Source organism: Halioxenophilus sp. WMMB6 (genome assembly GCF_033283405.1).
Classification (GTDB): domain Bacteria; phylum Pseudomonadota; class Gammaproteobacteria; order Pseudomonadales; family Cellvibrionaceae; genus Halioxenophilus.
On sequence record NZ_JAWMQR010000002.1, the window covers coordinates 148,853 to 160,753 of the forward strand.

General features: G+C 53.3%; 11 protein-coding genes. 6 read left to right on the forward strand and 5 right to left on the reverse strand.

Features of this window, described 5'->3' with window-relative positions; genetic code table 11:
* Positions 1-29: 29 nt before the first annotated feature.
* The gene (locus SBL51_RS06430; protein WP_317930073.1) at positions 30-722 is read right to left on the reverse strand and encodes a TetR/AcrR family transcriptional regulator; all 693 of its coding nucleotides are present in this window, start codon (positions 720-722) and stop codon (positions 30-32) included.
* A 523-nt stretch (positions 723-1,245) separates the two neighbouring features.
* Between SBL51_RS06430 and SBL51_RS06435 the strand changes: the two genes are divergently transcribed.
* On the forward strand, positions 1,246-1,881 hold the full coding sequence (locus tag SBL51_RS06435) for a hypothetical protein (RefSeq protein ID WP_317930074.1): 636 nt from the start codon (positions 1,246-1,248) through the stop codon (positions 1,879-1,881).
* A gap of 65 nt (positions 1,882-1,946) precedes the next feature.
* On the opposite strand, the gene SBL51_RS06440 is transcribed toward SBL51_RS06435, so the two are convergent.
* The 4 genes from SBL51_RS06440 to SBL51_RS06455 are packed head-to-tail and all read right to left on the reverse strand — an operon-like array spanning position 1,947 to position 6,562.
* The gene (locus SBL51_RS06440; protein WP_317930075.1) at positions 1,947-3,038 is read right to left on the reverse strand and encodes a BMP family ABC transporter substrate-binding protein; all 1,092 of its coding nucleotides are present in this window, start codon (positions 3,036-3,038) and stop codon (positions 1,947-1,949) included.
* Between the two features lie 13 nt (positions 3,039-3,051).
* Positions 3,052-3,981: an ABC transporter permease gene (locus SBL51_RS06445; protein ID WP_317930076.1), complete on the reverse strand. Its 930-nt coding sequence runs from the start codon at positions 3,979-3,981 to the stop codon at positions 3,052-3,054.
* Positions 3,978-5,018, reverse strand: coding sequence for an ABC transporter permease (locus tag SBL51_RS06450; RefSeq protein WP_317930077.1), 1,041 nt, complete (start codon positions 5,016-5,018; stop codon positions 3,978-3,980). Before SBL51_RS06450 ends, SBL51_RS06445 begins: the two co-directional genes overlap by 4 nt.
* Positions 5,019-5,032: 14 nt before the next feature.
* Positions 5,033-6,562 carry an ABC transporter ATP-binding protein gene (locus SBL51_RS06455; protein WP_317930078.1) on the reverse strand — a complete coding sequence of 510 codons (1,530 nt, stop codon included), beginning with the start codon at positions 6,560-6,562 and terminating at the stop codon, positions 5,033-5,035.
* Positions 6,563-6,955: 393 nt separating this feature from the next.
* Between SBL51_RS06455 and SBL51_RS06460 the strand changes: the two genes are divergently transcribed.
* The 5 genes from SBL51_RS06460 to SBL51_RS06480 are packed head-to-tail and all read left to right on the forward strand — an operon-like array spanning position 6,956 to position 11,801.
* Positions 6,956-7,879 (forward strand): isopenicillin N synthase family dioxygenase, encoded by a 924-nt coding sequence (locus tag SBL51_RS06460; RefSeq protein WP_317930079.1) that lies wholly within the window; start codon positions 6,956-6,958, stop codon positions 7,877-7,879.
* Between the two features lie 10 nt (positions 7,880-7,889).
* On the forward strand, positions 7,890-8,882 hold the full coding sequence (locus tag SBL51_RS06465; protein ID WP_317930080.1) for an ABC transporter substrate-binding protein: 993 nt from the start codon (positions 7,890-7,892) through the stop codon (positions 8,880-8,882).
* Between the two features lie 17 nt (positions 8,883-8,899).
* The gene (locus SBL51_RS06470) at positions 8,900-9,682 is read left to right on the forward strand and encodes an ABC transporter ATP-binding protein (protein WP_317930081.1); all 783 of its coding nucleotides are present in this window, start codon (positions 8,900-8,902) and stop codon (positions 9,680-9,682) included.
* Positions 9,682-10,437, forward strand: coding sequence for an ABC transporter permease (locus tag SBL51_RS06475; RefSeq protein WP_317930082.1), 756 nt, complete (start codon positions 9,682-9,684; stop codon positions 10,435-10,437). Before SBL51_RS06470 ends, SBL51_RS06475 begins: the two co-directional genes overlap by 1 nt.
* A 2-nt stretch (positions 10,438-10,439) precedes the next feature.
* Positions 10,440-11,801: an amidohydrolase gene (locus SBL51_RS06480; protein ID WP_317930083.1), complete on the forward strand. Its 1,362-nt coding sequence runs from the start codon at positions 10,440-10,442 to the stop codon at positions 11,799-11,801.
* The last annotated feature ends 100 nt before the right edge of the window (positions 11,802-11,901 follow it).

Here is an 11,901-nt window from a genome sequence, read left to right on the forward strand (position 1 = left end):
AACAGCAAAGACTTCAATCAACCTATCAATCAACTTGCCACCGACTGACTGCCCCGAACCGGAGGCGTTAAACCCACGCCGCGCAAAATGGTGGCACTTAGGAAATTGGCAATCTCGTCGATCATCTCACGTTCGTACTCGGCGCGATTCATAATAGTCAACACCTGAATGTCAAAATCCGCGTAGTGCTGGGTCGACGACCAGATTAAGAAAATCAGCAGCGTCGGGTCCACGGGTAACATTTTGCCTTGGGCAATCCACTGCTCCATAACCTCGGCTTTTTTACGCACAAACGGGCGCATTTTATTGCGCATATAGTCGCGCAAGCGGGGCGCACCGGAGATCATCTCCCGGGCAAACAATTTCGACGATTGCGGGTGGCTGTAGGAGAGCTCCACCTTCTGACGGATGAACTTATCCAACACCACGCTGGGGTCGTCATCCTCTTCGATCTCATCAAAATAGTCATTCCAGAGATCGATAATTTCATCAAGCACCGCCACATAGATATTGGCCTTGCGCTTAAAGTAGTAGTGCACATTGGCCTTGGCGATACCGGCCTTATCGGCAATCGCCTGAATACTGGCACCTTCATAGCCTTTCAACACGAACTCCTCTCGTGCCGCGTTCAAAATCAGCTCCTGATTTTTATCGCGGATTCGGCCACGCTTGTACTTTTTTTTGCTGTCGAGACTAACACTAAGCTCGATGTTATCGGTCATTTAACGTTTCCTTTTACCAGGCGTAAAAATAGATTTCCTATCTATTTTTACGCACGTGAATTAAATACTGACGCAAAGGCGTCGCTTTGCTGGATTTTCTTCACTCCCATTGCCTTGCGGCAATGACGGCACTTCCTTGTGCCGTGCTTACCAGGCGTAAAAACAGATTTCCTATCTATTTTTACGCACGTGAATTAAACAGTGACGCAACAAAGGCGTCGCTTTGCTGGATTTTCTTCACTGCCATTGCCTTGCGGCAATGACGGCACTTCCTTGTGCCGTGCTTACCAGGCGTAAAAATAGATTTCCTATCTATTTTTACGCACGTGAATTAAACAGTGACGCAACCTTTTGTCATAACTAGGGCGCCGCTTTGCTGGATTTTCTTCACTGCCATTGCCTTGCGGCAATGACGGCACCTCCTTGTGCCGTGCTTACCAGGCGTAAAAACAGATTTCCCATCTATTTTTACGCACGTGAATTAAACAGTGACGCAACCTTTTGTCATAACTAGGGCGTCGCTTTGCTGGATTTTCTTCACTGCCATTGCCTTGCGGCAATGACGGCACCTCCTTGTGCCGTGCTTACCAGGCGTAAGAATAGATTTCCTATCTATTTTTACGCACGTGAATTAAACAGTGACGCAACCTTTTGTCATAACAAGGGCGCCGCTTTGCCGGATTTTCTTCACTCCCATTGCCTTGCAGCAATGACGGCACCTCCTTGCGCCGTGCTTACCAGGCGTAAAAATAGATTTCCTATCTATTTTTACGCACGTGAATTAAACAGTGACGCAACCTTTTGTCATAATAAGGGCGTCGCTTTGCTGGATTTTCTTCACTGCCATTGCCTTGCGGCAATGACGGCACCTCCTTGTGCCGTGCTTACCAGGCGTAAAAATAGATTTCCTATCTATTTTTACGCACGTGAATTAAACAGTGACGCAACCTTTTGTCATAACAAGGGCGTCGCTTTGCTGGATTTTCTTCACCGCCATTGCCTTGCGGCAATGACGGCACTTGCTTGTGCCGTGCTTACCAGGCGTAAAAATAGATTTCCTATCTACTTTTACGCACGTGAATTAAACAGTAACGCAACCTTTTGTCATAACAAGGGCGTCGCTTTGCCGGCATCTCTTCACTGCATCACCCTGCTTTAATAGTGGCGCGCCCAACTGTCACGGCATAGGCAATCTATTGACTTGCAACTAAAATTTACCCACGACTAGTTGGCATCCAATTGGCCATTAACCCCTTTCACCAACCACTGCATGGAGAGCAGGTAGGCATCATCGGCGCTTTCGCCAGCGGCAATTTGTACCACGCTCGCCTGATCGGTAATTGGCCCGCGAAACACATTGACTTCGCCACTTATCATGGCCGCCCGCGCCTGATCAATCAGATCCAGGGTCGCCTGCGGAATATTGGAATTTAGGCTCACCAACTGGCTCGCATCTTTCTCCACACCGACCCAACGATTTTTACTTTGCCAGGTTCCAGCCAACTTCTCTTCGATAATCTCTTTATAGATGGGGAACCAGTTGTGTACTACCGAAGCAAGATGGTATTCACCCCCGGCTGCCGCACGATCGGATTGATAACCGATACCATAAACTCCGGCCTGGGCAGCGGCCTTAATCACCGAGGCGGACTCGGTATGGTGGGTGATCACATCAGCTCCCTTGGCAATTAACAGCTCGGTCGCCTCCTTCTCTTTGGCCGGGTCGCTCCAACTGTTGGTCCAGATCAGCTCCACCTTGGCATTCGGGTTTACCGACTGCACCCCCAGGGTGAAGGCGTTAATACCGCGCAATACCTCGGGAATGGGAAAAGAACCCACATAGCCAATGACGTCGGCTTTGGTGGTTTTACCAGCGAGGATGCCGCTCAGATAGCGGCCCTGGTAAGCGCGAATCTGGAAAGTACCAACATTGGCCGCCTGCAGATAACCGGAAGCGTGTTCAAAAGTGGTTTTACGATAACGCTGGGCAACCTTTTTAACCGGATTTAAATAGCCAAACGAAGTGGCAAAGATCAGATCCTTACCATCGCGCGCATACTTGGTAAGAATGCGTTCGGCATCCACACCGGGAGCAATGCCATCAATAGCGGTGGTCACCACCCGTCCCTGAAAGTATTCATCGACTTTCTTCCGGGCCAGTTCGTGGGAAAGGGTCCAACCGCCCTGACCAACGGGGTTTTCGTGCAGAAAGCCGACCTGCAAAGGCTCCTCGGCCAGAGCCTTGGTGATTGGTAGCGCGAGCGTCGCGACAACGGCAACACAGGCTGATACAAATAATTTTTTTATCAATCTCATGTTTTCCTACTCTCTAATGGCTGGCACTAAAGTTGTGTCCCAGCGCCTTGGGTGCAGACTCAATACCACGGCGCCGATCACGAATACTCATAATCACCAAGGCCACAATGGTAATGATGTACGGCATCATCGCCAGGATGCTGCCGGGAATTTGAACATTCATCCCTTGTAAAACCAGATGCATTATCGACGTAAAACCAAACAGCAACGCCCCCAGCACCAATCTCCCCAAGCGATGGCTGGCAAAAACCACCAGCGCCAGGGCGATCCAGCCGCGACCGGCGGATAACCCTTCCGACAAAATAGGGGTATAGACCAGCGAGAGATAACTGCCGGCAAGCGCCACCAGCACCCCACTAACCACCAATGCCAACAAGCGCACCTTATTCGGGGAATAACCCAGCGCGTGAGCCGCTTGCGGGTTTTCACCGACACTGCGCAAAATCATACCGGCGCGTGTGCGCTGCAAAAAATAGAGGGCAGCAACAAACAGCACCAGCGTGGCATAGGTCATTGGGTCCTGGTTGAAAAGTACCTTACCAATGACGGGCATTGAACTTAACCCAGGAGTTACAAGCGTTGGCATGCCCTCAATTGACAGCCCGATAAAAGGCCCACCAATAAAGGCTGAAAAACCAATACCAAATATACTCAGTGATAATCCGGTGACCACCTGATTGGCATTACAATAAAGCACCAGCCAGGCGAAGATTAAAACCAAAAGCACACCCGCAGCGGCGGCGACCAGACAAGCCAACAGCAGCGAACCACTTTTATAGGCAACAATAAAAGCAACCACCGCGCCCACCGAGAGCACACCCTCCTGGCCCAGGTTGAGCACACCTGATTTTTCCAAAATCAAAATACCGATACCGGCAATAATGAGCGGTACCGCCGCGCGCAACGTGGCAAACAGCAGTGTATCCAACAGTTCGATGGTCATCGTTCCACCTTGGGCTGCAGTTGGTTGATCAACTTATCCGCCGCCAATAGATAAAAGAGAATCAGGCCCTGAAACGCCGCCGCGATAGCGCTCGGCAGCTCATATTGCAACTGCACCGACTCCGCGCCAACATAGGTGACGCCGAGCAACATGGCCGCCAACAACACGCCCACAGGGTGCATTCGACCCAAATAGACACAAATAATTGCCGTGTAACCGTAGCCCACCGATAACTGTGGGATCAGTTGGCCAACCGGGCCGGTTACCTCGGCTGCCCCCGCCAGGCCGGCACAAGCCCCACTGATCAGCAAAACCAAAACGACATGTCGATTAATACTGATGCCGGCATTTTGCGCAGCCGCTGGATTATTACCCACCACGCCCAACTCAAAACCAAAGCGCGAACGCTTTAACAGCAGCCACAGCAACGCCACCAACACGAGCGGAAAAAAGATGGAGATATTCAAACGGTAGCTATCACTGAGCACGGGCAACATCACCTGCCCGGCAAAAATGGCCGATTCGGGGAAGCTGAAACCACCCGGGTCTTTTAACGGCCCATTGACCAGGTACATCAACAGATGGACGGCAATGTAGTTAAGCATAATGGTGGTGAGAATCTCGTTGGCACCCACCCGAACCTTGAGTGCCGCAGCCATGGCGGCCCACAGCAGGCCACCCAACACGCCGGCCAACAGCACCAACGGCAGACACCAGAAGCCTTCGCTGTCGGCCAGTTGCAGAGCGCACCAACCGGCGGCCATACAGCCAGCCAGGTACTGTCCTTCAGCACCGATATTCCACACCCCGGCTTTAAAACAGAGCAATAACCCCAGCGCACACAAGACAATTGGAGAGATCTTCAGCAGCAGTTCGCTAACGCCGTAGCCATCGCGCAGAGGATCCAACAGAAAATAGTAGAGGCCATCGAAGGGCGCGATATCGAAAAAGAGAAACAGGACCCCGCCGGTGGCGATGCTCAGCAACACGGCTATCACCGGCGCGGCCAACGCCAGCCAGGCCTGTGATTTAAACAACGGCCTAACCATCATCAGCCCGCTGCCTCCACCGGAGCACTATCGTGCAGGCCCGCCATCCAGTGTCCCACCTCCGCAACACTCCACTGGGCCACCGGGCGCACCTGGCTCAGCTGCCCTTCAAACAGTACCGCCAGGGTGTCGGCCACCTCCAACAGTTCGTCGAGATCCTCCGAGATCACCACCACCGCCGCGCCCCTCTTGGCGAGTTGCTGCAAACGGCTGCGAATCAGCCGCGCCGAGTGGATATCCACCCCCCAAGTGGGACTGTGGCAAACCAACAACTTGGGTTGCATGGCCAGCTCCCGGCCCATAATAAATTTTTGCAGATTACCGCCGGAGAGCGACCCGGCAATCGCATTGGCACCACTGCAGGACACCTCAAATTGTGCGATAACCTGTTCGGTTTGCGCGCGCATGGCCCGCCACTGTACCCACTGCCCCGGGCGCGCCAGGCGGGCTTTTAAATAATAGTTCTCGGTCAGAGTTTGGCCGATGGAGACCGATCGGGTCAGTCGCTCGGAGGCGACCGCCGAAATACCCCGCGCGTAGCGCCAGGCCAAACTTTTTTTGCTGATATCAGTACCGGCAAAATGAACCTCACCACTTTGCAACTGCGACTCACCGCTGATAGCGTCGACCAGGGCATTCTGTCCATTGCCGGCAATACCCGCCACGCCTAGCACCTGGCCGGAATAGACCGACAAATCCACCGTTTTTAATCGATCGGCATCGCGATAGTGGCGGGTGCTGCTGGCCTGCTTGAGCTGTAAGACACAATGACCCTGGCCCGCAGCCGAGTGCTGGTTCGGCTTTTCGGCCAATTCACCACCCATCATCAACCTGGCAATGGTCTCTTCGCTCACCTCAGACGGAATCACCTCCGCCACCACCCGCCCTTGGCGCAATACGGTGGCACGGTCGGCCAGGGCGGTGATCTCTTTTAACTTATGGCTGATATAGATGATACTGGTGCCCTGCGCCGCCAGCTTTTTGAGGGATTGCAGTAAGGCGTCGGTCTCATCGGGACTGAGCACCGCGGTGGGCTCATCCAGAATCAGCAACTTCAACTGCTCCTGTAACAGACAACGCAGTATCTCAATACGCTGCTGCTCACCCACACTCAGGTGCGACACCACGGCCTCCAGGTCGAGCTCGAAGCCAAACTCCGCCGCCACTCGGCGGGCTTGCTCCGCCAGTGCCGCCCGACTGATAGTGCGCGTAAGACTGGTATGCAGGTATAAATTCTCCAGCACACTCATGCTCTCAAATAGGGCAAAATGCTGCATTACGATGCCAATGCCCAATTTTCGTGCATGCTCTGGGTTTTTAATGGACTGCTCGCGCCCCTCCCAGACGATGCTGCCGGCGTCGGGCTTCAGCAAGCCATAGATCATCCCCATCAGGGTACTTTTACCCGCACCGTTCTCGCCTACCAAGGCGTGAATCTCGCCGGCTGCGATATTAAGGCTAACCGCCTCGTTAGCTCTTTTCTCGGCAAAGCTCTTCGATAAGCCAACCAGTTCTAAGCGGTAGTTGTTCAATTTTCCTGACCAATCGGACAATTTGAGTTTGGAGTTGCACCGCAACATATATGCCAGCTACCAGAGTCGATTATCCATTACACCGATAGCGTCATTATTGACTCACAAAAGACGTGATCAAGCAAAGCCAAAAACAGGCTAAATGTTCCATAAATATGCACAGTTTGGCTACTTATACGATTTACGCACGACAATCTCCCACACCTGTCATCAATATCAGGTGGCGTCATAAACATAAGTATTTGGTAAACAACCCCACACTTAGTTATATAGCCCGACAAGAGGGAAAAATATTATATCTGGCCAATTGGCCAGGTTTTTGCTGGCAGAAACGCGTAACGAAAACGTGAGCCGCAACAACCAGGGGAACAATGCCTGGATTGAGGAGAATTTGTGGAAATTACCAATATCGATTTCAGCAGCTACGACGAAAGCCAGCCTGCCACGCTTAAAGCACTGGGCGATCAGGTCTATGCAGCGTTGACCAGCAGCGGCTTTATGACCGTCTCCAATATTGGTATCACACAGGAGCTGCGCGATCGCATTTTCGCCCTAAGCCGCGACTTTTTTGGGCAAGCCGAAGCCGATAAGCATCAAGTTGGCTATCGTACCGCCTCGGAAAACTTTGGTTACCAGGCAATGCTAATGGAACACCTGGACCCAACCAAGCCCGCCGACATCAAAGAGACCTTTACCATGCGCAACGTCGAGCGCTACTTTGATGACCCCAGCCGCTGGCCTTCACAGGAGTTTCGCGACCTCATCCTTTACTTTTACGATGAGGTCTTTAAAGCCGCACAAAAGTTGATGCGGGTGTTTGCCGCAGTGTTGAAGACAGACAACGACTTCTTCATCCAACGTCACGCCGAGCGCAATAACGTCACCCTGCGCCTGCTGCACTACCCAAGCTTTGACGCCAACCAGGTCAATGATGAACAGCTGGGCGCCGGCGCCCACACCGACTACGGCATGATCACCTTACTCTTCCAGGATGGGGTTGAAGGGCTGGAGGTGTGCGATAAAGACGGCAATTGGTTATCGGCACCGGCTTACACCGATCGAATTATTATCAATACCGGCGATTTAATGTATCGCTGGACCAACGATCTGTTTCGCTCCACGCCGCACCGCGTGCGCCCGCAAACAGAAGGCCGGGAGCGCTTCTCCATCGCCATGTTTATCGACCCGGATGAGCAGGCTATGATTGAGACCCTGGCCAGCTGCATCACCCCGGATCGCCCCAACCGTTATCAACCCATTCGCGCTGGCGAACATATTCTACAAAAAATACAAGCCACTCACGGCACAGCCTATTGAGCACTTCAGTATGAGAAAATTAAGCACCTGGTTTTTTACCTTAACCCTGTCTGCACTACTCGGTAATAACTGTTTCGCCTTGGATAAAGTAGTGTTCCAACTCGATTGGTTACCTGGTGGCGATAAAGCCCCCATTTACGCCGGCCTGCAGGAGGGCTTTTTTACCGCCGAAGGGCTGGAGGTGACCATCTCCTCCGGTAAAGGCAGTACTGACGCCCTGACCAAATTGGCCACCGGCCGCGCCGATATCGGCTCCGCCGGATTGGGAGCGCTGCTGTCGGCACAGGCGCAACACAAAATACCGGTTACCGCCGTGGCGTCGATTTTTAATAAAGGCCCCCACGCCTTTATGACCGTCAGCGACAGCGATATTAAGAGCGTGGCAGACCTGAAAGGTAAAAAGGTGGCCACCTCGCCATTTACCTCCTCCAATATATTTTTACCCATCGTTTTGCAGGTTAATCAGCTAAAAGAGGATGACCTGCAGCTGATCTACAGCGACCCGGGCGCCTTGGGTCCAATGCTGGCCACCGGTCGCACCGACGCCATTATTGCCTGGAGCACCGATCGCGAACGCTACGACTATCAATTGCAGCAGGCCGGTAAAAGCCTGCGGCTACTCGCCTGGTCGGATGCGGGCATGGATATTTACGGTATCTCTCTGGTGGCGGGTAACCGCTTTTTAAAACAACGGCCAGAGGTGGCTAAACGCTTTGTGCGGGCCTACCTGAAAGCACTACAGTTTGTTAACCAGCAGCCGCAAAAAGCAGCGCAAGATGTTCACGCCCTGGTACCCGAAGTCAGTACAGAGGTCGCCTACACCGCCATAGTGGAATTTAATAAATTATCCGACAACGAGATCAGCGCTCAGGAAGGCGTTGGCATCTTTACGCCCGCCCGCTTGGCCAACACCTGGCACTCCGTCGCCCAAGCGCAGAAATTGATTCCGGAAAGCTTGGATCTCACCACTGCCGTCACTGCCGAATTTTTACCTACTAATTAATCAACAGCTTTTTAACGATGATCTCTCTTAACACTATTAGCCAACAATTTACCCGTGCCGACGGCACTATTCAGTCGGTCTTTGACAATCTTTCGCTCACCATACCTACAGGCAATTTTGTCTCCGTGGTTGGCCCTTCGGGCTGTGGCAAGTCAACGCTGCTCAAAATCATCAGTGGTTTACTCAAACCCACTAGCGGTTCGGTAACTATCGCCAATGAAGCCATTACCAAACCCCACAATCGGGCGTCACTGGTTTTTCAGAAGCCCAATTTATTACCCTGGCTAACCACCCTCGAGAATATTCTGTTTCCCATCAAACACCGCCACGGCAAAGTGAGCGAAGAGCAGACTAGCGAGGCCCGCTACCTGCTCTCCATGATCGGCCTGGCTGAACACGCTGATAAACGGCCGCAAGCACTCTCTGGCGGCATGCAACAGCGTGTCGCCATTGCCCGAGCACTGATCTCCAACAGTGACATTTTGCTCATGGATGAGCCTTTTTCTGCCCTGGATGCCATGACCCGTGAACGGTTGGGTTTTGAACTACAGGCACTGCTCAGCAACAGCAATAAAACCACTCTGTTTATTACCCACTCAATCCCGGAAGCGGTTTTGCTCTCGGATAAAGTCATTGTGCTTGATGCCGGGCCCGCCCGTATTGTTGATGAGATCGACATCAACCTGCCCTCCGAACGCAACATCGAAACCCTTAACGACCCGAGCTTCACCCACTACTGCGATCTGATTCGCCATTACTTCTACCAAACACCGGCACAAGCTGCGGCTGGAGCTCACTGATGAACCGACAACAACTCCCCGCTCTGCTCGCATTGGTGGTGTTACTGGTGGTCTGGCAGGCCGCCTGCAGCCTGTTTGCAATACCCGATTACATACTGCCGGCACCGACTCAGATTTATGCCGCCATCGTCGATGTCGGTGGCGCACGCTGGCTGGAGAACCTGTGGGTGACGCTGCGCATCTGCCTGTTGGGTTTTGGTGCGGCGATTGTTATCAGCCTGCCACTGGCGGCACTGATGACCGCCTCCTCCTGGTTGCGCAACGCCCTCTATCCATTGCTGGTGGTGATTCAATCCACCCCCATTGTCGCCATCGCCCCGCTGCTGATTGTCACCTTGGGCACTGGTGATCTGCCGCGGGTAGTCATCACATTTTTGATTACCTTTTTCCCGATTGTGGTCTCCGCCACTACCGGCATGCTCAATACCCCAGAGGAGCTGATTGAACTGTCGCGCACCATTGGTGCCCCGCGTTATCGGGAATTTACCCAAATACGGCTGCCGCACTCCATCCCCTATATTTTCAGCGGCCTGCGCATTGCCATTACTCTGGCCATTGTCGGCACTGTGGTGGCGGAGTTCGTGGCGGCGGAGAACGGCCTGGGTTACTTTATTCAGTTTTCCACCTCCTTTTTTGCCATCCCCAACGCCTTTGCCGGCTTGGTAATTCTGTTGTGTCTGAGCCTGGCACTGTTTTTTACCGTCACTGTGTTGCAAAAACTGCTGTTTCCCTGGAGTCTGCCCGAGGAAAAATAGTCATGCTGGTCAAAAATATTCACAGCCTGGTCACCTGCGACGATCACAATCGCGTGCTGCACGATGTCGACCTGCTTATTGAAAACGGCATCATCAAAGCCATTGGCAACAATATTATTGGCCATCCGGAGGATACATTAATCGATGGCCGCCAGTTGCTGGTCTACCCCGGGTTGATTAACACCCACCACCACTTTTTTCAATCGCTGGTGCGCAACCGGGTGGATCTCGACTGGAGCCAGTTGTCGCTGCTTCAGTGGCTGCAGAGCATCTACCCCATTTTTGCCAAAATGGATGAGGAGTGTATCTACCAGGCAACCATAATCGCCCTGGCGGAATTGATTAAATCGGGCTGTACCACCGCTTTCGACCATCAATACAACTACAGCAAAAATGCTGGCAGCCGGGTGATCGACCGGCAATTCGAAGCCGCGCAACTGTTTGGTATTCGCCTGCACGCCGGGCGCGGCACCAACACCCTGCCCATGCACGAAGGCAGCACCATTCCCGATTTAATGTGCGAAACCACCGACCAGTTTATCGACGACTGTGAACGCTTGATTGGCCGCTACCATGATCCGCGTTGGGGCTCCATGCGGCAGGTGGTGGTTGCTCCCTGCCAACCCATCAACTGCTACCCCGAGACCTTTCGCGAAGCGGCGGCATTGGCTCGCGCCCACGACGTGAGCATGCACACCCATTTAGGCGAAGGCGAAAAGGCGGCGCTGCAGGCACGCTCCGGTTTGTCGAGCATCGACTGGTGTATCAAGCAGGACTTCTTCGGCCCCACCTGTTGGTATGCCCACGGCTGGGAATTCAGCGAGCCCGAGATCGAGCAATTGGCCTCCAGCAATACCGGTATCAGCCACTGCCCGGCACCAGTATTTTTGGTGGGTGCCGAAATTACCAATGTCTCCTACATGCAACGTCAAGGGTTACGCCTGGGTCTGGGTGTGGATGGCGCCGCCTCTAACGACAACTCCAATCTGGCCGAATGCCTGCGCAGTGCCTATCTGCTGCAGTGTTTAAAAGCCAAGGAGTTAAGCTACCCTATTGCCGAAGCCCGCGAGTATCTGACCATGGCCACACGAGGCTCGGCCGCCTGCTTGAACCGGCCGGACCTCGGTCAACTGAAGGAGGGGCTGTGTGGCGACTTCTTCGCCATCAACTGCGACCGCCTGGAGTACGCCGCCACGCTGCACGACCCAATGGCGTTGCCGGTTAAGGTGGGCATCAACGGCCCGGTGGATCTGACCGTTATTAACGGCCGTATTGTTTGGCAGAACGGCGAATTCCCTTATTTGGATGAAGCTCAGCTGGTGGCCCGCGCCACCGAGGTGGCCAACGCATTGATGGCCCGTTAACACCTCGTCTGGGACAAATTTGGTTTAACCTTGCCCACAAGATCCCGGTAACTGTTGTCCCACTCAGCCAAAGCTCCCGGTTCAGCAGCTTTCACAAACT

What these genes read in the sequence shown, in the direction of transcription:
- SBL51_RS06475 (WP_317930082.1), top strand. Translation starts at nt 9,682, where the DNA reads ATGAACCGACAACAACTCCCCGCTCTGCTCGCATTGGTGGTGTTACTG.
- SBL51_RS06470 (WP_317930081.1), top strand. Translation starts at nt 8,900, where the DNA reads ATGATCTCTCTTAACACTATTAGCCAACAATTTACCCGTGCCGACGGC.
- SBL51_RS06440 (WP_317930075.1), bottom strand. Translation starts at nt 3,038, where the DNA reads ATGAGATTGATAAAAAAATTATTTGTATCAGCCTGTGTTGCCGTTGTC.
- SBL51_RS06430 (WP_317930073.1), bottom strand. Translation starts at nt 722, where the DNA reads ATGACCGATAACATCGAGCTTAGTGTTAGTCTCGACAGCAAAAAAAAG.
- SBL51_RS06445 (WP_317930076.1), bottom strand. Translation starts at nt 3,981, where the DNA reads ATGACCATCGAACTGTTGGATACACTGCTGTTTGCCACGTTGCGCGCG.
- SBL51_RS06465 (WP_317930080.1), top strand. Translation starts at nt 7,890, where the DNA reads ATGAGAAAATTAAGCACCTGGTTTTTTACCTTAACCCTGTCTGCACTA.
- SBL51_RS06480 (WP_317930083.1), top strand. Translation starts at nt 10,440, where the DNA reads ATGCTGGTCAAAAATATTCACAGCCTGGTCACCTGCGACGATCACAAT.